The 23,248-nt window shown below is 54.8% G+C and carries 21 protein-coding genes; 6 read left to right on the top strand and 15 right to left on the bottom strand.

The window, feature by feature from the left end:
• The first annotated feature begins 36 nt into the window (after positions 1–36).
• Positions 37–1,014: a thiamine-phosphate kinase gene (gene thiL / locus AAF463_RS04710; protein ID WP_101762440.1), complete on the top strand. Its 978-nt coding sequence runs from the start codon at positions 37–39 to the stop codon at positions 1,012–1,014.
• A 166-nt stretch (positions 1,015–1,180) separates the two neighbouring features.
• Here thiL and AAF463_RS04715 read toward each other — a convergent pair whose 3' ends face one another.
• From AAF463_RS04715 to xseB, 4 genes are all read right to left on the bottom strand, one after another.
• Positions 1,181–2,155: an aldo/keto reductase gene (locus AAF463_RS04715; protein WP_101762439.1), complete on the bottom strand. Its 975-nt coding sequence runs from the start codon at positions 2,153–2,155 to the stop codon at positions 1,181–1,183.
• 91 nt (positions 2,156–2,246) lie between these two features.
• Positions 2,247–4,112, bottom strand: coding sequence for a 1-deoxy-D-xylulose-5-phosphate synthase (dxs, locus tag AAF463_RS04720; RefSeq protein WP_350261609.1), 1,866 nt, complete (start codon positions 4,110–4,112; stop codon positions 2,247–2,249).
• 19 nt (positions 4,113–4,131) lie between these two features.
• Positions 4,132–5,031 carry a (2E,6E)-farnesyl diphosphate synthase gene (ispA, locus tag AAF463_RS04725; protein WP_350261610.1) on the bottom strand — a complete coding sequence of 300 codons (900 nt, stop codon included), beginning with the start codon at positions 5,029–5,031 and terminating at the stop codon, positions 4,132–4,134.
• A complete protein-coding gene (gene xseB / locus AAF463_RS04730) occupies positions 5,031–5,273 on the bottom strand; it encodes an exodeoxyribonuclease VII small subunit (RefSeq protein WP_101762436.1) in 243 nt (80 codons plus the stop codon). Before xseB ends, ispA begins: the two co-directional genes overlap by 1 nt.
• 237 nt (positions 5,274–5,510) lie before the next feature.
• Between xseB and thiI the strand changes: the two genes are divergently transcribed.
• A complete protein-coding gene (gene thiI / locus AAF463_RS04735; protein WP_110867750.1) occupies positions 5,511–6,959 on the top strand; it encodes a tRNA uracil 4-sulfurtransferase ThiI in 1,449 nt (482 codons plus the stop codon).
• A gap of 114 nt (positions 6,960–7,073) precedes the next feature.
• Here thiI and yajL read toward each other — a convergent pair whose 3' ends face one another.
• Entirely contained in the window at positions 7,074–7,682 is a 609-nt protein-coding gene (gene yajL, locus AAF463_RS04740) for a protein deglycase YajL (RefSeq protein ID WP_101762434.1), read from the bottom strand.
• On the bottom strand, positions 7,636–8,556 hold the full coding sequence (panE, locus tag AAF463_RS04745; protein ID WP_192236712.1) for a 2-dehydropantoate 2-reductase: 921 nt from the start codon (positions 8,554–8,556) through the stop codon (positions 7,636–7,638). Before panE ends, yajL begins: the two co-directional genes overlap by 47 nt.
• 125 nt (positions 8,557–8,681) lie before the next feature.
• Here panE and AAF463_RS04750 point away from each other — a divergent pair, with 125 nt between their 5' ends.
• Positions 8,682–9,173, top strand: coding sequence for a YajQ family cyclic di-GMP-binding protein (locus tag AAF463_RS04750; protein ID WP_101762432.1), 492 nt, complete (start codon positions 8,682–8,684; stop codon positions 9,171–9,173).
• On the opposite strand, the gene AAF463_RS04755 is transcribed toward AAF463_RS04750, so the two are convergent.
• On the bottom strand, positions 9,170–10,942 hold the full coding sequence (locus AAF463_RS04755; protein WP_137385268.1) for a sigma-54-dependent Fis family transcriptional regulator: 1,773 nt from the start codon (positions 10,940–10,942) through the stop codon (positions 9,170–9,172). The genes AAF463_RS04750 and AAF463_RS04755 overlap by 4 nt on opposite strands.
• A gap of 275 nt (positions 10,943–11,217) precedes the next feature.
• On the opposite strand from AAF463_RS04755, the gene AAF463_RS04760 reads away from it, so the two are divergent.
• Together AAF463_RS04760 and adhP are read left to right on the top strand one after the other, a co-directional pair.
• The gene (locus AAF463_RS04760) at positions 11,218–12,738 is read left to right on the top strand and encodes an aldehyde dehydrogenase family protein (RefSeq protein WP_110867746.1); all 1,521 of its coding nucleotides are present in this window, start codon (positions 11,218–11,220) and stop codon (positions 12,736–12,738) included.
• 36 nt (positions 12,739–12,774) lie between these two features.
• On the top strand, positions 12,775–13,809 hold the full coding sequence (gene adhP, locus AAF463_RS04765; RefSeq protein WP_192236781.1) for an alcohol dehydrogenase AdhP: 1,035 nt from the start codon (positions 12,775–12,777) through the stop codon (positions 13,807–13,809).
• Positions 13,810–13,842: 33 nt separating this feature from the next.
• On the opposite strand, the gene AAF463_RS04770 is transcribed toward adhP, so the two are convergent.
• From AAF463_RS04770 to AAF463_RS04805, 8 genes are all read right to left on the bottom strand, one after another.
• Positions 13,843–15,207, bottom strand: a complete 1,365-nt coding sequence (locus AAF463_RS04770; RefSeq protein WP_192236709.1) for an MFS transporter — start codon at positions 15,205–15,207, stop codon at positions 13,843–13,845.
• Between the two features lie 130 nt (positions 15,208–15,337).
• Entirely contained in the window at positions 15,338–16,225 is an 888-nt protein-coding gene (gene cyoE, locus AAF463_RS04775) for a heme o synthase (protein ID WP_008103945.1), read from the bottom strand.
• 11 nt (positions 16,226–16,236) lie between these two features.
• Complete coding sequence (locus tag AAF463_RS04780; protein ID WP_007886986.1) at positions 16,237–16,566, bottom strand: cytochrome o ubiquinol oxidase subunit IV; 330 nt, start codon at positions 16,564–16,566, stop codon at positions 16,237–16,239.
• Positions 16,566–17,180 carry a cytochrome o ubiquinol oxidase subunit III gene (locus AAF463_RS04785; protein ID WP_192414027.1) on the bottom strand — a complete coding sequence of 205 codons (615 nt, stop codon included), beginning with the start codon at positions 17,178–17,180 and terminating at the stop codon, positions 16,566–16,568. Before AAF463_RS04785 ends, AAF463_RS04780 begins: the two co-directional genes overlap by 1 nt.
• Complete coding sequence (gene cyoB, locus AAF463_RS04790) at positions 17,180–19,162, bottom strand: cytochrome o ubiquinol oxidase subunit I (protein ID WP_350261611.1); 1,983 nt, start codon at positions 19,160–19,162, stop codon at positions 17,180–17,182. The genes AAF463_RS04785 and cyoB overlap by 1 nt, the downstream gene beginning before the upstream one ends.
• 4 nt (positions 19,163–19,166) lie before the next feature.
• The gene (gene cyoA / locus AAF463_RS04795) at positions 19,167–20,093 is read right to left on the bottom strand and encodes a cytochrome o ubiquinol oxidase subunit II (RefSeq protein WP_101762426.1); all 927 of its coding nucleotides are present in this window, start codon (positions 20,091–20,093) and stop codon (positions 19,167–19,169) included.
• 434 nt (positions 20,094–20,527) lie between these two features.
• Positions 20,528–22,015, bottom strand: coding sequence for a muropeptide MFS transporter AmpG (gene ampG / locus AAF463_RS04800; protein WP_217547381.1), 1,488 nt, complete (start codon positions 22,013–22,015; stop codon positions 20,528–20,530).
• A gap of 54 nt (positions 22,016–22,069) precedes the next feature.
• Positions 22,070–22,648, bottom strand: a complete 579-nt coding sequence (locus tag AAF463_RS04805; RefSeq protein ID WP_007886975.1) for a lipoprotein — start codon at positions 22,646–22,648, stop codon at positions 22,070–22,072.
• A gap of 267 nt (positions 22,649–22,915) precedes the next feature.
• Here AAF463_RS04805 and bolA point away from each other — a divergent pair, with 267 nt between their 5' ends.
• Entirely contained in the window at positions 22,916–23,230 is a 315-nt protein-coding gene (gene bolA, locus AAF463_RS04810) for a transcriptional regulator BolA (protein WP_008103937.1), read from the top strand.
• The last annotated feature ends 18 nt before the right edge of the window (positions 23,231–23,248 follow it).

Raw genomic sequence — 23,248 nt, forward strand, 5'->3', positions numbered from 1 at the left:
CGGTTATCCGGCCTTTTTCTCATTGAGACCTGACTTATGTCTTGTGGTGAATTCGAACTGATTGCACGTTACTTTAACCGCGTCACCAGCTCCCGCCGCGATGTGGAGAAAGGAATTGGTGACGACTGCGCGTTACTTAACGTGCCAGAAAAACAGACACTTGCCATCAGCACCGACACGCTGGTTGCAGGCGTCCACTTCTTACGTGATATCCATCCCGCCGATCTCGGCTACAAAGCCGTCGCCGTTAATCTCAGTGATTTAGCCGCCATGGGCGCCGATCCGGCCTGGCTGACGCTGGCATTAACGCTGCCTGAAATTGATGAACCGTGGGTGGCGGCCTTTAGCGACAGCCTGTTTGAGCTGCTGGATTATTACGATATGCAGCTGATTGGTGGCGATACCACGCGCGGACCGCTGAGCATGACGCTCGGCATTCACGGTTTAGTGCCAGTGGGAAGGGCGCTGAAACGTTCGGGCGCGAAGCCAGGCGACTGGATCTTTGTCACCGGCACCTTGGGTGACAGCGCGGCCGGTTTATCGCTGCTGCAGCATCGCCATCGCCTGAACGATCCGGCGGTGCACGAAGCGTTGATCAAACGCCATTTGCGTCCAATGCCGCGCGTGCTGCAAGGCCAGGCGCTGCGGGGGCTGGCAACCTCGGCGATCGATATCTCTGATGGCCTGATTTCCGATCTCGGCCATGTGCTGACCGCCAGCCGCGTTGGCGCTCGCATCAATCTCGACGCGTTACCGCTTTCAGCGGCCCTGCGCGATCACTTCGAGCCTGAACTGGTGCTGAAATGGGCGTTGAGCGGCGGCGAAGATTACGAGCTGTGCTTTACCGTGCCAGAAGTGAACCGTGGCGCGATTGACGTGGCGCTCGGCCATTTTGGTGTGCCTTATACCTGTATTGGGCAGATTGCACCCGAATCGGAAGGGCTGAGTTTGCTGGAGAACGGCAAACCGCGCAGTGTAGATGTGAAAGGGTTTGATCACTTCGGCGCGAAGTAAATTGCCCTCACCCTAACCCTCTCCCACAAGTGGGAGAGGGGACGATTAGGTAGGGACTGCTCGTTCTGCTCCAACAAGTGGGAGAGGGGACAATTAGGTGGGTACTGCACGTTTCGCTCCCTCGCCCGCTTGCGGGAGAGGGTTGGGGTGAGGGGAATAGTCTACCTTACTCAAACCCCACCACCGGGTGCGGTTGATATACCGTTTCCAGCTCGGCAATCTCATTCTCACTTAATTCAACATCCACCGCTTTCACCAACTCGGCGAACTGTTGCTCGCGCGAAGCGCCAATGATCGGCGCGGTGACCGCCGGTTTATGTAATAGCCACGCCAGCGCCACCTGCGCGCGCGTCACGCCTTTGTCGGCGGCTACGTTAGCCAGACGCTCTGCAATTGCCGCATCGTTCTCTTCGGTGCCGGTATACAGCTTCTCCATCACATTATCCGATACCGAACGTGCGGTGGTTTCGCCCCATGGACGCGTGAGTTTACCGCGCGCCAGCGGGCTCCACGGCAGCACCGCGATCCCTTCGCGCTGACACAGCGGATGCATGTCATTCTCTTCCTCACGCTGAATCAGGTTGTACTGATCCTGCATGCTGACAAAGCGCGCCCAGTTATTTTGCTTTTGCAGTTCCAGCGCCTGAGCAAACTGCGATGCGTGCATTGATGATGCGCCGATGTAACGCGCCTTGCCGGATTTCACCACTTCATGCAGCGCTTCCAGCGTCTCTTCAATCGGCGTGGCGTAATCCCAGCGGTGAATCTGCAGCAGATCGACATATTCCATACCAAGGCGCGTCAGGCTGTCATCAATCGATTGCAGGATATTCTGACGCGACAAGCCTTGTGACAGATTACTCAGCGGGAAATAGACCTTGGTGGCGACCACAACCTGATCGCGGCGGGCAAAATCTTTCAGCGCCCGGCCCACAATCTCTTCGCTGCTGCCATCGGAATAGCTGTTAGCGGTATCGAAGAAGTTGATGCCGGCTTCCAGCGCCTGCTTGATCAACGGTCGGCTGCTCTCTTCAGGCAGCGTCCACGCGTGATTGCCGCGCGTGGGATCGCCGTAAGTCATGCAGCCTAAACAGAGACGTGAAACCTGTAAGTCGGTTTGGCCTAGGGGAATGGTTTTCATCTATTTGGGCTCCTGCTCTTATGCTTGAGGGAAATCGTTCCCTAAGCATAGCAGCAGGCTCGCTCACCGGGCGGTGAGCGAGTAGGGTAGATTACTGGGCGAGCCAGTCAGTGATTTGCTGCTGAATACCGGCGGCATCCAGCTGATAATCCTGACGTACTTCTTCCTGCGTACCTTGCGGGATGAACTCATCCGGCAGGCCGAGGTTGAGCACCGGCACGCGCAGGCGTTTTGCCATCACGTACTCATTGACGCCGCTGCCGGCGCCGCCTTTGATGGCGCCTTCTTCCAGCGTAACCAGCGAATCGTGGCTGGCCGCCAGCTCGGCAATCAGTGCTTCATCGAGTGGCTTCACAAAACGCATATCCACCAGCGTGGCATTCAGCGCTTCCGCAGCGGCAGCGGCTTCTGGCAGCAAAGTACCGAAGTTAAGGATCGCCAGCTTTTTGCCGCGACGCTTCACTATACCTTTGCCCAGCGGCAAGCTCGCCAGCGGTTCCAGCGTTGCGCCGGTGCCGGTACCGCGCGGGTAACGCACCGCACTTGGGCCATCCTGATAGTGATATCCGGTATAAAGCATCAGACGACATTCGTTTTCATCGCTTGGCGTCATGATCACCATCTCTGGCACGCAGCGTAAGAACGCGATATCAAATGCGCCCTGATGAGTTTGACCATCCGCGCCGACAATGCCGCCGCGATCGATAGCAAACAGCACCGGCAATTTCTGAATGGCGACATCGTGGATCAGCTGATCGTAGGCGCGCTGCAGGAAGGTCGAGTAGATCGCCACAACCGGTTTGTAACCACCAATCGCCATACCCGCCGCGAACGTTACCGCGTGCTGCTCGGCAATCGCCACATCAAAATATTGCTGCGGATAGTCGCGTGAGTAGCTCACCATGCCCGAGCCTTCGCGCATCGCTGGCGTGACCGCCATCAGGCGCGGATCGTCAGCCGCCATTTCGCTCAGCCAGTTGCCGAAAATCTTCGAGTAGCTTGGTAAGCCCGGCACGCTTTTCGGCAGCGCCAGGCTGGCGGGATCGAACTTCGGTACCGCATGCCAGGTAATCGGATCTTCTTCCGCCGGGGCATAACCTTTGCCCTTTTTGGTCATGATGTGCAGGAACTGCGGACCTTTCAGATCGCGCATGTTCTTCAGCGTGCTCACCAGCGTCAGCACGTCGTGACCATCTACCGGGCCGATGTAGTTAAAGCCCAGCTCTTCAAACAGCGTACCCGGCACCACCATGCCTTTCAGATGCTCTTCTGTGCGCTTCACCAGCTCTTTAATCGGCGGCAAACCGCCCAATACACGCTTGCCGCCTTCGCGCAGGCGTGAATAGGTTTTCCCGGAGAGAATCTGTGCCAGACGATTGTTGAGTGCGCCCACGTTCTCGGAGATCGACATCTCGTTGTCGTTGAGGATCACCAGCATATCCGGCTTGATGTCACCGGCGTGGTTCATGGCTTCAAACGCCATGCCGGCGGTGATCGCGCCATCGCCAATAATACAGGCGGTGCGGCGGCCTTTGCCTTCACGTTCGGCGGCAACCGCCATGCCAAGCCCGGCGCTGATCGAGGTGGAGGAGTGACCTACGCTCAGCACGTCGTACTCACTCTCACCGCGCCACGGGAACGGATGCAGGCCATTTTTCTGGCGGATGGTGCCGATACGATCGCGGCGTCCGGTCAGGATTTTATGCGGATAGGCCTGATGGCCTACGTCCCACACCAGATGATCAAAGGGGGTGTTATAAACATAATGCAGCGCCACTGTTAGCTCGACGACGCCCAGACCCGATGCAAAGTGGCCGGAAGATCGGCTCACGCTATCCAGCAGATACTGACGCAGTTCGTCACACAGCTCCGGAAGTTTTTCTTTCGGTAATAAACGTAATTCCTGAACCGTGTTGGCTAACGCCAGTGTCGGGTATTTTGCAATATCAAAACTCATCAGAGACTCATTATGAAAGTTATTTATCGCGTTCAATTATGAAGCTTGCCAGCGCTTGTAAGGCGAGTGTGTTGTAAGACTGTGCCGCCAGAATATCGAGCGCGCCGAGCGCCTCTTGATAAAGATCCCAGGCTTTACTGCGGGCATTTTCCAGCCCCATCAATGAAGGATAGGTGCTTTTACCCAATGCCTGATCCGCGCCCTGTGTTTTTCCTAACACGGCGGTATCGCCGACCACATCAAGGATGTCATCCTGCACCTGAAACGCCAGTCCGATGGCATTGGCGTAGGTATCCAGTAGCGGCATCGCGGCGCGACCACGATCGCCGGCGGCTAATGCGCCAAGACGTACCGCGGCGCGAATTAACGCGCCGGTTTTATGGCGGTGAATCTGTTCCAGCTGCGCCAGATCGATGCTTTTGCCTTCCGCCGCCAAATCCAGTGCCTGACCGCCGCACATGCCTGCCACGCCGCTGGCCTGCGCCAGTTCGGAAATCATCGCAATACGCGCGTCGGCGCTGACGCCGGGCATCGGCTGATCGGCCAGAATCGAAAAGGCCAAAGTTTGCAGAGCATCGCCGGCGAGAATCGCCGTGTCTTCACCATATTTAATATGGCAGGTTGGCTGCCCGCGGCGTAACGCATCGTCGTCCATCGCCGGCAGATCGTCATGAATCAGGGAATAAGCATGGATGCATTCCACGGCCGCAGCCGGCACATCGAGGCTGACGGCATCGGCCTTCAGCATTTCGCCTGTTGCGTACACCAGAAAGGGACGCAGACGCTTACCGCCTAATAATGCCCCATACTCCATGGCATTCACCAGAGGAGAACTCTGAAAAGGAAGTGGATCTATTAAGCGCGTCAATGCCTGATTAACGCGTTGATGGTAAGCGCTCAGCAGTTTAGCGAAATCCATTACTCATTTTCCGGGGTAAAAGGGGCGAGGGCGGCATCTTTCTCATCGCTAAGCAGAATTTGCACACGCTGCTCTGCCTGCTGCAGGGTTTGCTGACCGGTACGTGCCAATTGTACGCCGCGTTCAAATTCGTTCAGCGCCTGCTCTAACGGCAGCTCGCCACTTTCCAGGCGGCTGACAATCTGTTCCAGCTGCTCTAATGCGCTTTCAAAACTGGCAGGCGCTTCGGCTTTTTTCGGCATAATCAGTGTCGACTCACAGGTTAGGAGATCATCTTGCAATCGGTCATGGTAGCTGACGAGGATTAATTAGCAAAATAATGAATGTGATGAAGGTTGCTTAAAGCAGTCACCCGGCAAAGGTGATATACTTTTGCGCCTCGGATGCGGGGGCTCCTGAATTAACCCGCAATTATATGATTTTAACAGTTAAGTGCCGATGCTTTTAGCACTTATTTGTCCAAACGAACCCCTGTCGCCATGAAGTTTATCGTCAAGCTGTTTCCAGAAATCACCATCAAAAGTCAGTCGGTACGTCTGCGCTTTATCAAAATTCTCTCCAGTAGCATTCGTAATATTCTGCGCACCGTGGATGAAGAGATTAAAGTCGTGCGCCATTGGGACCACATTGAAGTGCGTTCTAAGAATGAGTCGCTGCGCGAGACCCTTGTCACCGAACTGACGCGCATTCCGGGCATTCACCATGTGCTGGCGGTGGAAGATCGCGCCTACACCGATATGCACGACATCTTCGAGCAGACGCTGGTGCTCAACCGCGAGCGTCTGGAAGGCAAAAGCTTCTGCGTGCGCGTCAAGCGTCGCGGCAAGCACAGCTTCAGCTCGCAGGACGTGGAACGCTACGTTGGCGGCGGCCTTAATCAACACATCGCCAGCGCGCGCGTGCAGCTCAATCGCCCGGAAGAAACGGTGAATCTGGAGATCGACGACGATCGCCTGTTGCTGATCACCGCACGCTATGAAGGCTTAGGCGGATTCCCGATTGGTACCCAGGAAGATGTTCTGTCACTGATTTCCGGTGGTTTCGATTCTGGCGTCTCGAGCTACATGCTGATGCGTCGCGGCTGCCGCGTGCATTACTGCTTCTTCAACCTTGGCGGTGCGGCACACGAGATTGGCGTGCGCCAGGTTGCACACTACCTGTGGCAGCGCTTTGGTCGCTCACACCGCGTACGTTTCGTAGCGATCAACTTCGAGCCGGTAGTCGGTGAGATTCTTGAGAAAGTGGACGACGGCCAAATGGGCGTGGTGCTGAAGCGTATGATGGTGCGTGCGGCGTCAATGGTGGCGGAACGTTACGGCGTGCAGGCGCTGGTGACCGGCGAAGCGCTGGGCCAGGTTTCCAGCCAGACGCTGACCAACCTGCGTTTGATCGATAACGCCTCCGATACGCTGATTCTGCGTCCGCTGATCTCCCATGACAAAGAGCACATCATTGATGTGGCGCGTAAGATCGGCACCGAAGATTTTGCCCGCACCATGCCAGAATATTGCGGCGTGATTTCGAAAAGCCCAACCGTTAAAGCGGTGAAGGGCAAGATCGAAGCGGAAGAGCAAAACTTCGATTTCGAGATCCTTCATCGCGTGGTGCAGGAAGCCAGCAACGTCGATATCCGTGAAATCGCCGAGCAGACGGAAGAAGAAGTGGTGGAAGTTGAAACCGTTGACTCCTTCATCAGCAACGACGTGGTGCTGGATATCCGTTCGGCCGATGAGCAAGAGGCGAATCCGCTGATCGTCGAAGGCGTTGAAGTGAAAACTCTGGCGTTCTACAAACTCAGCACCCAGTTTGGCGATCTGGACCAGAGTAAAACCTGGCTGCTGTATTGCGATCGCGGTGTGATGAGTCGCCTGCAGGCGCTCTATCTGCATGAGCAGGGCTTCAAAAACGTGAAGGTTTATCGTCCTTAAGCGATAAACCGTAGCGGTGCGATGAATCACGAGTATTTCATGCGGCATCAGTGTTGCAGTGAAATGCGCAATTAATCGCGCCGCTACAATCATGTGCAGTCTGTTGTAACAACGTTACCGCTCTTCAAACTCCTGATAATTATAAATCCCTGCCGCCAGCACCAGCTGTGAAGCCACTTCACGCGCGGTCTCTTTATTCACCAGCAAATCAATCAGCTTCAACGCAAAATCCATTGCGGTGCCCGGTCCCTGGCTGGTCAGCAGATTAACGCGCGGATCCCACACCACGCGGCGCTCCATCCATTTGCTGTCGGGAATGGTGTCACGCAGGCCGGGAAAACCGGTCATATTGCCGACCGGAAACAGATCGTGCGCGACCAAAACCGTGCCCGGCGCGGCACAAATCGCCGCCACAATCTTGCTGGAGAGATGGAACTGGCGCACGGTTTCCACCAGCAGCGGGCTGTCGCGGAAGGTTTGCGCGCCTTTTAAACCGCCGGGCAGCACAATCGCATCGTAGTCGTTATCCGCCACCTCAACCAAAGGCGCATCCGCCAGCAGCCGCACGCCGCGCGAACAGACGATCTCACGCGTGCCATCGCTCTCCACGCTGGCGGTGGTGACGCTTAATCCGCCGCGTACCAGCAAATCGATAGTGGTGACCGCTTCGGTCTCTTCACTTCCATGTGCCAGGCAAACCAGAACCGATGCGTTCGCGCTCATAGTGGGACTCCTTACGTTTAATCAGATCGTACAAACGGGTGTTTTCCGGCAGTGAAATGCCCTGCGCGCGGGCGCGACGCAACAGGTAGCCGGTGATGTAATCAATTTCGGTCAGACGCTGCGCGCGCACATCCTGCAACATTGATGAGGTATTGGCGGCGGTGCTATCGATCACGTCGTAAATGATGTCGCGCAGATTATCCACCGCCATGTGCTGGCCTTCGCGCTCCATCACCCAGGCGATCTCTTCGCACAGCAGCGCGACTTGTTCCGGCCAGGCGCGCAGCGCCCCGTTTTGGCAATCGTGCTCGACGGTCATCGGATTGATCACGCAGTTGATTGCCAGCTTGCGCCAGCTGGCGGCGGCGATATTGTCATGCCAGGCCACATCCGGCAGCGCCTGATGCAGAATATCAGCGATATCGCTGAGTGCGGCGCTCTCACGATTAGCAGGGCCGATATGGGTGATGCCGTGCGCAATATGCTTAATCACCGTGCCGTCGCGCATTGCCGCGTGCGTGGTGATGCCGCGCAACAGCGGCTGACGCAAATCTTTCAGCTCTTCCAACGTTCCCATGCCGTTATGCAGCAGCAGAATTGGCGCGTGCGTCGGCAGCACGCTTTGCAGATTTTTCACCGCAGGTGAAACCTGGGGCGCTTTGAGCGTCACCAGTAACAGCTGGCTTTCGGCGAGGAACAGCGGATCGTTGGCAATAAAGGTGTGATTGCTCACCTCGCCTTGCGGATCGACTACGTTGGCTGAGCAATAGGGCTGCGGTACACGTAACCAGCCCTGCACCTCATGTCCCTGACGGGCGAGAGCGGCGAGCCAAATTTGACCTAAGGCGCCACACCCCAACACGGTAATTTTCATTTTGCCTCCCGTGGGCGGGTTCCTGTTTTCACGTTACGGGTAAGTATAGCTTTCCGCGTATCGTGTTTTATTAGCGCCACAAGACGCGTATTATGCATGTCACTTTAGTATCAGGAGAAGAAAAGATGCCATCTTTCGATATCGTTTCCGAAGTCGAATTGTCGGAAGTGCGAAATGCCGTGGAGAATGCGAACCGCGAGATCTCAACTCGTTTCGATTTCCGTAACGTGAGTGCAACCATTGAGCTCAACGAAAAGAACGAGACCATCAAACTCAGCAGCGAATCTGATTTCCAGGTCAAGCAGCTGGTGGATATTCTGCGCGAAAAGCTGCTGAAGCGTGGCATTGAAGGCGCAGCGATTGAAGTGCCAGAAGAGATCGTGCACAGCGGTAAAAGCTGGTCGGTGGAAGCCAAGCTGAAGAAAGGTATCGAAAGCGATATCGCGAAAAAGCTGGTGAAGCTGATTAAAGACAGCAAGCTGAAAGTGCAGACGCAGATTCAGGGTGAAGAACTGCGCGTAACCGGTAAGTCACGCGACGACCTGCAAGGTGCGATGGCGCTGGTGCGCGGTGGCAACCTCGGTCAGCCTTTCCAGTTCAAAAACTTCCGCGACTAATCGCGTTTGTCGCGCGCCGCACGACGATAAAGCGTGCTGCGCGCGACGCCTAAGGCTTCCGCCGTTTTACTGATATTACCATTGAAGCGCTGCAGCGTTTCGCTGATCAACCGCCTATCATGACTCTGCCGATCGGACTGTGGCTGCACCGCCGCACGCCGATACTCTGCCGGTAAATGGACCTCTGTCACTTCTTCACCTTCATCCGCCAGTGCCAACAGCACGCGTAACAAGCTGCGCAATTGCCGCACGTTACCCGGCCACGGCAGCTGCGCCAGAGCCGTCAACAGCGCAGGTGAGAGCTGAATATCGCGATCCGCGCCGCCCAGCTCCAGCCATAATCGACGGATAAAACCTTCCACATCCGGCCAGGCGCGCAGCGGCGGAATGGTCATCGAGAATTCCTGCAGGCGATAGAGCAAATCTTCGCGGAATTCGCCTTCGGCCACGCGCTGTGCCAAATCGCGGTGCGTGGCGCTGATCACCGCGAAATTCACCGGCCAGCTGCGGCTGGATCCGAGCGGCGCCACCTCTTTCTCCTGCAACACGCGTAGCAAGCGGGTTTGTAGTGCCAGCGGCATATCGCCAATTTCATCAAGGAACAGCACGCCGCCATCCGCTTCACGGATTTTGCCGATGTAACCATTCTTGCTCGCGCCGGTGAACGCGCCGGGTTGATAGCCAAACAGCTCAGATTCAATCAGCGCTTCGGGGATGGCCGCGCAGTTAATGGCAACGAATTTGCCTTCGCGCCAGCGGCTTTGCTGATGCAGTGCGCGGCTGACATACTCTTTGCCGCTGCCGGTTTCGCCGTGAATGCACAGTGAAACGCCGGCATTGAGCAGTCGCACCATCTTCTCGCCATCGCGCCCCAGCGAGAAAGGCAGCTCGCTGGCGGGTTCGCTCGGCGTGGCAAAATGGCTGCGCTGCGGTGCTCGCAGGCGAAAATAGTAGCGCTGCGTAGCGTAATCGAGCGGAGCGGGAATGCTGTTGGCGTGCTGCTGCTGTTGCGGAAACAGTTGTTGAAAGGTCACGCTGCCGAGTTGCCCGACGCTCAGCGCCAGTTCGCGCATCGCCAGACGATTGGCGGCGGTCAGGACGTTATCCGAGAACACCAGCAGCAGTTCATCGCTGGTATCAATACCCTGCGGCTGCAGATGCAGGCTCATCAACCATTGCTGCGGGTGCAGGCTCTGCTTCACCCACAAATATTCGATCTGTTTCGCCGCAGCTTTCACCCAGCTAAAGGTCTGCGGATGCGGGAAGTGCGCCGGGCCGGAAATATCCAGCACGCCAGCAATCTGACCGTTGGGCATTTGCAGCGGCATCGCCGCACAGTACAAACCTTGATTGAGCGTCAGGAAGTGCTGATGACCTTGAATCTCGCAGCCATCATCAATCGCCAGCGCGGTGCCAATCGCATTGGTGCCACGCCCGCATTCACTCCATAAATTACCCGGCGCCAGCGCATAACGTTGGGCTTTTTCCAGCGAGGGCATATCGCCAAAGGTATTGAGCACCAGACCGGTGGCATCCGACAGAATCACCACCGATTGCTTCTCGGCGAGTTTCTGCGCCAGCTGTTTGATCACCGGCTGAGCGAACTGCTGCAGCCCGGCATTGCTGGCGAGTACATCGGCCAGTTCACCCTGGCGAACACGCGGAAAATCATCGGCGGTGCGATCGAGGCCATACAGCTGGCTACGGAACCAGGAGTCGCTCAATAGCGGATTGGCGTTAACGGCAGACGCGGATGGATGTCCCTGCATTGATGACCTCATGCCCAAGCGAAAGTGTTGCGACATTGTAGCGGGTCGGTTTCTGTACTGTTGCGATACGCAACACAGATGGTGAACTTTTCTGCACAACATGCGCAGGTCATGCCGTGCAGAGTTTTTTAACTTAATGATGATATTGGTTTTTTAATGAAATATCGTCTGATGAAAAAAGCTGGCACGCCCGCTGCAATAGCTCCTCTGACAGCACGTTTTCTGGAAGGCGACTGAGCCTTCAGAATATCTGACCCTACATAAAGGAGTTTGCGATGCGTTATGCACATCCCGGTACGCCCGGCGCTTTGGTTTCATTCCAGGCGATTTACGGCAACTACATTGCGGGCAAATTCGTCGAGCCGCTCAGCGGCCAATACTTCACTAACACCTCGCCAGTGAATGGCAGCGATATCGCGCAGTTCCCGCGTTCGGATGCGCGCGATATCGATTTAGCGTTGGATGCGGCGCATCAGGCGGCCGATGCCTGGGGAAAAACCAGCGTGCAGCATCGCGCCAACATCCTGTTGCAGGTGGCGGATCGCATTGAGGCCAATCTCGAAAAACTGGCGGTAGCGGAGAGCTGGGATAACGGTAAACCGATTCGCGAAACCCTGAACGCCGATCTTCCGCTGGCGGTGGATCACTTCCGTTACTTCGCCGGTTGCCTGCGTGCGCAAGAGGGCAGCACCGCGGAGATCGATGAAACCACCGTGGCATATCACTTTCATGAACCGCTCGGCGTGGTTGGGCAAATCATTCCGTGGAACTTCCCGCTGTTAATGGCGGCGTGGAAACTGGCGCCAGCGCTGGCGGCGGGCAACTGTGTCGTGCTGAAACCGGCGGAACAGACGCCGCTCGGTATTACGCTGCTGATGGAGGTGATTGGCGATCTGTTCCCGGCTGGCGTGTTGAATGTGGTGCAGGGCTTTGGTCGTGAAGCGGGTGAAGCGCTGGCGACCAGCAAACGCATCGCCAAAATCGCCTTCACCGGTTCAACGCCGGTGGGGCGCCACATTATGGCCTGCGCTGCTGAAAACATCATTCCCTGCACCGTCGAGCTGGGCGGCAAGTCGCCGAATATCTACTTCGCTGATGTGATGGATGGTGAGGACGAGTTTATTGAGAAGGCGGTGGAAGGGTTAGTACTCGGTTTCTTCAATCAGGGGGAAGTCTGTACCTGTCCATCGCGCGCCTTGATTCATGAATCGATCTATCAACCCTTTATGGATCGCGTGATGGCCAAGGTGGCGAACATCCGTCGCGGCGATCCGCTCGATAGCGACACCATGATTGGTGCACAGGCTTCACGCCAGCAATTCGATAAAATCCTGTCGTATATCAACATCGCACGCGACGAAGGCGGGCAAATTCTCACCGGTGGCGATCGCGCCAGCATGGCCACCGAGCTGAATGATGGATTCTACATTCAGCCGACCTTAATCAAAGGAACCAACCAGATGCGCTGTTTCCAGGAGGAGATTTTTGGGCCGGTGATTGGTGTTACCACCTTTAAGGATGAGGCAGAAGCGCTCGCCATCGCCAACGAAACCCAGTTCGGTCTTGGTGCGGGCGTGTGGACGCGCGATACCAATCTGGCTTATCGCATGGGACGCGGCATCAAAGCCGGGCGCGTCTGGACCAACTGTTATCACATCTATCCCGCTCACGCGGCATTCGGCGGCTACAAGCAGTCGGGTGTAGGCCGTGAGACGCACAAGATGGCGCTCAGCGCCTATCAACAAACCAAAAATCTGCTGGTTAGCTATGGCACCGCGCCTTTGGGCCTGTTCTAAGTCCGCATCCGATCAAATGGAGAGTGAAAGATGAATATGCAAATCAAAACCACCATGAAAGCCGCTGTTGTGAAGGCTTTTGGTGAACCGTTAGTGATTGAGCAGGTGCCGGTGCCGCAGGTCGGGCCGGGGCAGATTTTAGTGAAAATTGCGGCTACCGGCGTGTGCCATACCGATCTTCACGCGGCCGAAGGCGACTGGCCGATTAAACCCAATCCGCCGTTTATTCCGGGCCACGAAGGTGTAGGCCAGGTTGTGGCGCTCGGCGAGGGCGTTAAGCACCTGAAAATGGGCGATCGCGTCGGTGTGCCATGGCTCTATTCGGCGTGCGGTCACTGCGAACACTGTCTCGATAGCTGGGAAACGCTGTGTCTGTCGCAGCAAAATGCCGGTTACTCAGTGAATGGCAGCTTCGCGGAATACTGCCTCGCCGATGCCAACTATGTCGGCATCATTCCGGATAACGTCGATTACAACGAAATCGCGCCAATCCTCTGTGCCGGCGTCACCGTGTATAAAGGGCTGAAAATGACCGACACCAAACCCGGCGATTGGGTGGTGATTTCCGGTATTGGCGGTTTAGGGCATATGGCGGTGCAGTACGCGGTTGCCATGGGTCTGAACGTGGCGGCGGTGGATATTGATGATGAGAAACTGGCGTTCGCTAAACGTCTCGGTGCCAGTGTGGTGGCGAACGCGAAAAATGTCGATCCGGCCAAGGTGTTCCAGGAGAGTTTTGGCGGTGCGCATGGCGTGCTGGTCACGGCAGTTTCACCGAAAGCGTTCGAACAGGCGATTGGTACGCTGCGTCGTGGCGGCACCATGGTGCTGAACGGTTTGCCGCCGGGCAAATTCGATCTGTCGATTTTCGATATGGTGTTGGACGGCATTACGGTGCGCGGTTCCATCGTCGGGACGCGCAAAGATCTGCAGGAAGCGCTGGATTTCGCCGGTCGTCACAAGGTGAAAGCCACCGTAGCGGTAGAACCGCTGACTAACATCAACGATATCTTCGCGCGGATGCACGCTGGCAAGATTGAAGGGCGCATCGTGGTGGATATGTCGCTGTAACAAAAAGCCCGACGCGATGGTCGGGCTGGTCATTTAGCAGCTGGCGAGCAGCGCTTCGAGTTCGACGCGGCTCGTCACTTTACTGTCGATTTTGATGTAAGCACTTTTCTCTTCTGGCACGATAAACACCGACGCCACGCCGGGCTGCGCTTTCAAACGCTTCTCCAGATTCGGCACCGCCAGCACCGCATCGCTGAGCATAATGCGCAGGCTGCTGACGTAAGGCGGTTCCTGCATCGACATCGCCACAAACAGCCAGGCAGCCGCGACAATCGCACCGACCAGGAACACGGTTTGAGCATCAACATGACCATAGATCCATCCGCCCATGCTGCCGCCAATCGCCACACCAATGAACTGGCTGGTGGAGTAGATGCCCATCGCGGTGCCTTTGTAGCCCGGCGGCGACTCTTTGCTGATCAGTGATGGCAGAATCGCTTCCATCAGGTTGAAGGCGAGGAAGAACAGCTGCACGCCAATCACCAGCGTCCAGAAGTGGCCTGCCGCGCCCCACAATACGATTTCTGCAATGATGATGATCGCCACGCAGCCGACAAACACGCGCTTCATGCGGCGCTTCACTTCGGCATAGATAATGAAAGGCACCACGGCAACAAAGGCCACCAACATCGTCACCAGATAGACTTTCCAGTGCTCGGCCGCCGGTAAACCGGCTTGTTCAAACTGTCCCGGCAGCGCCACGAAGCTCGACATCAGCAGAATGTGCAGGCAGAGAATGCCGATATTCAGTTTTAACAGTTTTGGATTGGTCAACACCGCGCGGATACTGCCTTTCACCATGCCGGATTCGCGGTTCAATACGTGGTTTGGTGCGTTCGGCACCACTAATAAGGTGATGACGATGCCCAGCGTCGCGAGGATGGCGATCATCCAGAACAGCGCGTGCAAGCCGAGTGCGTGGGTGACAATCGGGCCAACTACCATCGCAATAGCAAAAGTGACGCCAAAGCTGATGCCGATAAACGCCATCGCCTTGGTGCGGTTTTGTTCACGGGTTAAATCTGACAGCAACGCCATTACCGCGGCGGCAATCGCGCCGGAGCCTTGTAACGCGCGGCCTAAAATCACGCCCCAAATGGTGTCGGAGGTGGCGGCGATAACGCTGCCGAAAACGAACAGCAGCAGCCCGCCAACGATCAGCGGCTTTCGGCCGACGCGATCGGAGAGCAGACCAAAAGGAATCTGGAAGATGGCTTGTGCCAAACCATAGATACCGATTGCGAACCCAATCAGTGTTTCACTGGCGCCCTGTAACGCCATGCCGTACGTGGTGAGTACCGGCAAGACCATAAACATTCCCAGCATGCGCAGGGAAAAAACGGTACCTAAACCCCATGTAGCACGAAGCTCTACTGGCGTCATTTTATTGTCGTTCATGTTTACCTCAAAATTATACTGCGCCCATTTTAGGCAGCAGGGCAGGGCGGGTAAAACATTTGTTCTTAAGCAGTGGTAACAAAAAGAAAGGGCGCGAAATTCGCGCCCTTTCTGGTTTTGCGGAGCTGAATTACCAGACGTAAGTCAGTAAATCTTTCGACGCTGGCGTCATGAAATCAACGGACATCATCACGCTCAGAGCGGTGATAGCGACAATCGAGAACACAAACAGTTTACGCGCCCAAACTTTATCGTTTGAGGTTTTGTAACCTGAAAGCGCCATGCCGAGCCACCACACGCTAACGGCCGCAGCCACCACCAGATATTTGTAGCCCGCGTAACCGCCAAGGGTCAGCATCAGCGTGGCAATCATGAACGCCAGGATATATAGCGTAATATGATTTTTTGCCACCGAGATGCCTTTCACCACTGGCAGAACCGGGATGTTGGCAGCCTGGTAATCTTTAAAGCGGAAGATGGCAATCGCATAGGAGTGCGGCATCTGCCACAGGCTAAAGATAGCCAGTAAAATCAACGCGCCAGCATCAAACTGGTTGGTTACTGCGCAGTAGCCAATCACCGGCGGCGCAGCGCCAGAGAGACTACCAATCAGCGTGCCGTAGACAGAGTTACGCTTCATATAGAGGCTATAAACGCCTACGTAAACCACGAAGCCCATCACCGCCAGCCACATGGCCAGCGGATTAGCGCCGAAATACAGCAACGCAAAGCCAGCAATACCCAATGCGGTTGCATAAACCAGGCTTACTTTCGCCGAGATCAGGCCTTTGACCAGAACACGGTTCCGCGTTCTCTCCATTTTGATGTCGATATCGCGGTCAATCACGTTGTTGAAAACACAACCTGATGCGACAACCAGCGATACGCCAACCAGCGAGGCGAGAAACAGGGTGTAATCAATGCTGCCTTTCGAAGCCAGCAGGAATCCACCGATCACAGAAATTAAATTGCCGAAAATAATTCCTGGTTTTGTTACTTGCAGGTATTGCTTAATCATTACGCGACTCTTTAGTGGGCCATCATGTTGTAGTTGAGGTTCCACATAATCCACAGTGAGCCTACGACAACAATCAAGATGATGAGTGCTGAGAAGACAATGGCCACCATGTTCCAGCCACCTTCTGATTTGCTGTCTAAGTGCAGGAAGTAGACCAGGTGAACCAGCACCTGAACTACCGCACACACCAGAACCACACCCAGAATAGTGCCGTGTGAAGCGCCGCCATCCATGACCATCCAGAACGGAATACCGGTCAGGATGATAGAGAGGACGAAGCCGATCATGTAAGACTTCACGCTACCGTGAGAAGCGCCATGTTCGTTAACAGAATGACTCATTACATGGCTCCCATCAGGTAGACAACGGTGAATACGCAGATCCAAACCACATCCAGGAAGTGCCAGAACAAGCTCAGGCACATGATACGGGTGCGGTTGGTTGCAGTCAGACCACGTTTAGAAATCTGGAACATCATCACTGCCATCCAGATCAGGCCAGAGGTCACGTGCAGACCGTGCGTGCCGACCAGCGTAAAGAACGCTGACAGGAAGCCGCTGCGATCAGGACCGAAGCCTTCTTTGATCAGGTGATGGAATTCATAGATTTCCATGCCGATAAAGCCAGCACCGAACAGGAAGGTCAACGCTAACCAGCTGATGACCGAGCCCTTGTTCTGGTTGTTCATCGCAATCACTGCCATACCATAGGTAATGGAGCTGAGCAGCAGCAGCGCGGTTTCGACCAGAACGAACGGCAGTTCGAAGATGTCTTTACCTGCCGGGCCACCGGCAGTGTTATTGACCATAACTGCATAGGTCGCAAACAGGGTTGCGAAGATAATGCAGTCACTCATCAGGTAGATCCAGAAGCCAAAGACTTTATTGGCTCCTGCATCGTGATGCCCATGCTCCGCATGGGCGTCGTGGTGGTGTTTTGCAGTTTCAATTGACATTATTTCAGACCTGCTTTGCTGATTTCGTCAAAGTGCTTCTTCTCGATCTGCTCGACTTCAGCAACCGGTACGTAGTAATCCACGTCTTCATCGAAGCTCTTCACAATCCAGGTGATGATGGTGCCCACGAAGGTGAGGCCAGCCAGCCACCAGATATGCCAGATCATGGCGAAACCGAATACAGTCATCAGAGCCGCGATAACAACAGCTGCGCCACTGTTTTTCGGCATATGAATTTCTTCATATTTTTCTGGCTGCTTGTACGCTTCGCCTTTCTCTTTCATTTCCCAGAACGCATCGCGCTCATGGATATGCGGGATAACAGCAAAGTTGTAGAACGGCGGCGGTGAAGAGGTTGCCCACTCCAGCGTACGTCCACCCCACGGGTCACCGGTCAGATCACGGTTCTGGTCGCGGTCACGCACAGAAACGTAGAACTGGGTAACCTGGCACAGGATACCGCAAGCGATCAGCGCCGCACCGCCTGCTGCAACCACCAGCAGTGAGTGGAACTGAGGATCGATATCCTGGCTGATACGACGCGTCATGCCCATGAAGCCCAGCGCATACAGCGGCATGAATGCCACGAAGAAGCCGATGATCCAGAACCAGAACGCGCGGATACCCCATTTTTCATTCAGCGTGAAGCCGAACGCTTTCGGGAACCAGTAGGTCACGCCAGCCATACAACCGAACACCACACCACCGATAATCACGTTATGGAAGTGCGCGATCAGGAACAGGCTGTTGTGCAGAATGAAGTCCGCACCTGGAACCGCCAGCAGAACACCTGTCATACCACCAATAGAGAAGGTAACCAGGAAGCCGATGGTCCACAGCATCGCTGAGTGGAACTCAACGCGACCCTGATACATGGTGAACAGCCAGTTGAAGATTTTCACGCCGGTCGGGATAGCGATGATCATCGTCATGATACCGAAGAAGGCGTTTACGTTCGCGCCCGCACCCATGGTGAAGAAGTGGTGCAGCCAAACAATGAACGACAGAACGGTAATCGCGATGGTCGCCCACACCAGAGAGGTGTAACCGAACAGACGCTTTTTAGAGAAGGTCGCCGTGACTTCAGCGAAGACACCAAACACAGGCAGAACCAGGATGTACACTTCCGGGTGACCCCAGACCCAAATCAGGTTGACGTACATCATCATGTTACCGCCCATTTCATTGGTGAAGAAATGGAAGCCAAGGTAACGGTCAAGCGTCAACAGTGCCAGCGTAACGGTCAGTACCGGGAACGCAGCGATGATCAGGACGTTAGTACACAGTGATGCCCAGGTGAATACCGGCATTTTGAACAGGTCCATGCCCGGCGCACGCATCTTCAGAATGGTAACGAAGAAGTTGATACCGGTCAGTGTCGTACCGATACCGGACAGCTGGAGACTCCAGATCCAGTAATCGACCCCGACGCCAGGACTGTACTCCGCACCCGAAAGCGGCGGATAAGCCAACCAGCCGGTCTGTGCGAACTCGCCCACACCCAGAGAGATGTTCACCAGGATCACACCGATCGCGGTAAACCAGAAGCTCAGGTTGTTCAGGAACGGGAAGGCAACGTCACGAGCACCGATTTGCAGCGGTACCGCGATGTTCATCAGACCTACCACGAACGGCATCGCCACGAAGAAGATCATGATCACGCCGTGAGCGGTGAAGATCTGGTCGTAGTGGTGCGGCGGTAGTATGCCGGCTTCCCCAGCGGAAGCCATCACTTGTTGAGTACGCATCATTACCGCATCGGCAAAGCCGCGCAGCAACATGACGAAAGCCATGATGATGTACATGATACCCAGTTTTTTGTGGTCAATGGAGGTGAACCATTCTGACCACAGGTACTGCCACTTACCAAAGTAGGTAATCGCAGCAACCAGCGCCAGACCACATAAGATGATAGCGGCGACCGTAACCACGATAATGGGTTCGTGGTATGGCACTGCATCCAGTGTTAATTTTCCGAACATCGTATTATTCCTCGGCTCCCGCGGAAGCGGCGTGACTCATGTCCATGCCTTTATGTTCTGGCATGTCCATCTTCCCGTGGCTCATCATGAACTTATCAATCACTTGCTTGAACAGTTCTGGATTTGCCGTTGAGAAATATTCCACCGGGTGATTTTCGCTTGGCGTAGCCAGTTTCTCGAAATCATCCATGGTGTTCAGCGCGTTAGGTGCCGCTTTAACTTTGGCAACCCACTGCTGGAATTCCGCATCGTCTTTAGTTGCAATGGCTTTGAACTTCATGCCAGAGAAACCACGACCACTGAAGTTCGCAGAGATACCGTCAAATGTTCCTGGCTCGTTGGCGATCAGATGCAGTTTGGTCTGCATACCGGCCATCGCATAGATCTGGCTGCCGAGAGTAGGAATAAAGAAGGAGTTCATCACGGAGTTGGAGGTGATCTTGAAGTTCACCGGAGTGTTTGCCGGGAAGGCAATCTGGTTGACGGTTGCAATACCCTGTTCCGGGTAAATGAACAGCCATTTCCAGTCCAGTGCCACTACGTCGATCTCAACCGGTTTAACGTCAGAAACCAGCGGTTTGCTCGGCTCCAGCGCGTGGGTTGATTTCCAGGTCAAAACGCCGAGGAAGATAATGATCAGGATCGGAATGGTCCAGACCACGGCTTCCACTTTGTTTGAGTGTGACCAGTTAGGGCTATATGTTGCGTTAGTATTGGTTGCCCGATATTTCCAGGCAAAGAATACTGCCATGAAGACTGCCGGGATAACTACGATCATCATCAAGCCGAAAGCTGTCAGAATCAACGAACGTTGCTCCAGTGCAATCTGTCCTTTGGGATTTAACAACGCACTATCGCAGCCACTGAGCAATACAGCGCCTGCAATTAATGACAAAATCCCCAAACTTTTATTGTATTTACTGAGTCTCATTTAACGACCTCAATGACAAAGGGCTCTATTGTCGTTTAAGTGTGCGCGCATTTTACGGGAAGGTTTATGCAGTGTAAACCAGCTTAAGGATGTGTCAGAAGGCTGTTGACACCTTTTGCTAAGGGTGTCACAGATGTTACGCAGGGTGACAAATTATTAACTGCGACAAGCAGTTGGCATCAATATAACAAAAACCAATGGTAGAAACCGCAGAAAAATCAGGGAAAGTATAAACCGTACTCTTAATACTCATTTATTTAACATTTCTGCATCATTTCGGCGATGACTTTTATACAAAGTAATTGCGCACCGGATTTAAATATTCGCTCGCCGTTGTTAATTTAATGTTTCTAATTCGCTTTAAAAAAAATGCTATTGGGAAAATGAGCAACTGATATTTTTACCCCATTATTTCGTTATGAAAATTGGCTTACTCAACCCAGATTTTCCCGCGCCGCTTTTTTTAATGCCAAACTATCCAAAATAACACCGAGTGCGACCGCCAACAGCGCAAATGCCATGCCGGCTTCAAACATTGGCGTAAGTAGCGCATCAATCTGCACAACGCCGCTGGCGTTAAGGGCTAAGGCCAGTAACCACAAGGCCAGTAAGCCGCAGCCGATGCTAAACAGACGCACCGTCCAGCGGTAACCTTGCGGCCACAAGCTGCGCATCACAAACTCTCCGCTTTGCTGCATGCTATGCAAAGTGCCGCGACACAGCCATAACAGCAGTAATCCCGGTACGCCAGCAAACACGGTGAAAGCATAGAAGGTGGGCCAGCCCCACATTTCGACCAGCCAACCGGCGGCGGGACCGACGTAAACGCGGCCCACGGCGGAGAGGGCAGAGAGCAGTGCGAACTGCGTCGCCGAGAAGGATTTGTTGCACAATGTCATCAGCAACGCGACAAAGGCCGCGGTGCCCATGCCGCCGCACAGGTTTTCAATGAAGACCGCGCTGGCCATGCTCCACAAGTGCGGTGGCGTTACCGCCAGCAACCAGTAAGCAAAATTCGACACCGCTTGCAGCACGCCAAAAATCATCAGGGCGCGGAACAAACTCAGGCGCTGCATCAGCACGCCGCCATACAGCGCACCAATAATGGTGGCCAACAAACCCAGCGTTTTGTTCACCAGACCGACATCGCCCGCGCTAAAGCCGACGCCGCGAATCAGGAAGGTGGTGGTGAGCGAGGCGGCAAATGCATCGCCAAGCTTGTAAAGGATAATCAGCGTGATCAGCAGCCAGGCATTGTTACGCTGGAAGAAGTCTTTCAGCGGGAATGTCACGGCTTGGCGTAGCGAGTGCGGTTCGCGCGCCGGCGCCACCGGTTCTTTCGCCAGCAATGTGGCGATCAGGCCCGGCACCATCAGTAACGCCATCAGCCAGTAAGTGGCTTGCCAGCCGAGATAGCGATCCGCAATCCACAGCGCCAGTCCGCCTGAAATCAACATCGCCAGACGATAGCCCAGCACGGTGATTGCCGCGCCGCTGCCGCGCTCCTCCGGCGGCAGTACATCGGTTTTCCAGGCATCGAACACGATATCCTGCGAAGCCGAACAGAAGGCAACCAGCACCGCCAGCGCGGCCAACAGCGTTAAGTCACGCGAAGGCTGCATAAAGCCCATGGCAATAATGCCGCCTATCAGCGCCAGCTGCGTGACCAGCAGCCAGCCGCGACGGCGGCCAAGAAACGGTGGCGTATAGCGATCCATCATCGGCGACCACAGGAACTTAAACACGTAAGCCTGACCGACAAGGGAGAAGAAACCGATGGTTTTCAGGTCAACATTCTCTACCGTCATCCACGCTTGTAATGTTCCGGCGGTTAACGCCAGCGGTAAGCCTGAGGCAAAACCCAGCAGCAGCAAGACCGCCGCATTACGTTGGGTAAAAATTCGCAGATAGTGAGATGTCATAGCCAACCTGAAATGAAGCCCGGCTGAGAGTCGCCGGGCAAAATACTGCGGAAATTAGCGGGCGTTCTGCTTAATGAAGTTGTGAACGCTGGTGTCCTGCGCCATATCAGCAATCACGTCACTCAGGGTTGAGTTAACCGCGTTGGTGATCTTCGCGTTGGTGGCGGTAAACGCGCCTTCTACGCTGTAAGTCTGGCGATAGTTTTTCACCTGCTTGTTACCGTTTTTCGCGGTGGCGATGATGGAGATATCCGCCTTGGTGGTAATGCTGTAGCGCACATTGCCTTGGGTCACATCCGCATACAGACCATTCACCACGATCTGCAGATCAACGGCACCGCTTGGGCCGATCATGTAGCCGCGTGACGTCATCTGCTTCTCTAACACTTCCTGCAGCAGGAAACGCAGGTCGCGTGATGGTGTCAGCGTGATCAACTGACCATCGCGGTTTACTTTGGCCAGCGCCTGATCGGAACGTTGATCGGCACCGTTAACGCTGATGGTGACGCCCATCAGGCTTGGATCTTGCTGCGGTAATTGAATCTTCGGTTGAATATCCAATGTGGTGTTGTTGCTGGCACAGCCGGCCAAAATAAAAGCAGCCAGCAGAGGGAATAACAGTTTTTTCAACATACTCATTCTCGTTAGCATATGGGTTGGTTTGCAAAACTGCGGCCATCATAGCATTGCGCAGCGGTGAAAAAAGCCCCGGGCCAATGGAAATTGATTGTAAAGGCTTTTTTCGGACAGGATGAAACGCCAGCCAGTTGACCTGAGAGATAAGCGAGTTACTATGCGCAGCGCTGGCGGATTTATTTACGGTCAACCTGCGGAAGCGGTGAAAAACCTACTAATATTTAAACAGATGGGCACAGCGCTCGCCGGAAAGGAGTGTTAATCATGATTCGCGAACAAATAGAAGAAAAGTTGCGTAACGCTTTCGAGCCTGCACATCTTGAAGTGCATGATGAAAGCTACCGTCATAACGTGCCCGCCGGTTCTGAAAGTCACTTTAAAGTGGTGATTGTCAGCGATCGATTTACCGGTCAGCGCTTTCTGCAACGTCATCGCGCTATTTATGGCGAACTGGCGACCGAATTAGCGGGCAGCGTACACGCGCTGGCACTGCATACTTACACGCAAAAAGAGTGGGATGGATTGCAGGATACGGTTTTGGCCTCGCCGAATTGTCGCGGCGCGGGAACGCTCGCCTGAATTCCCTTTTTACTCATC

The organism is Pantoea sp. BJ2 (assembly GCF_040255075.1).
GTDB lineage: Bacteria > Pseudomonadota > Gammaproteobacteria > Enterobacterales > Enterobacteriaceae > Pantoea > Pantoea leporis.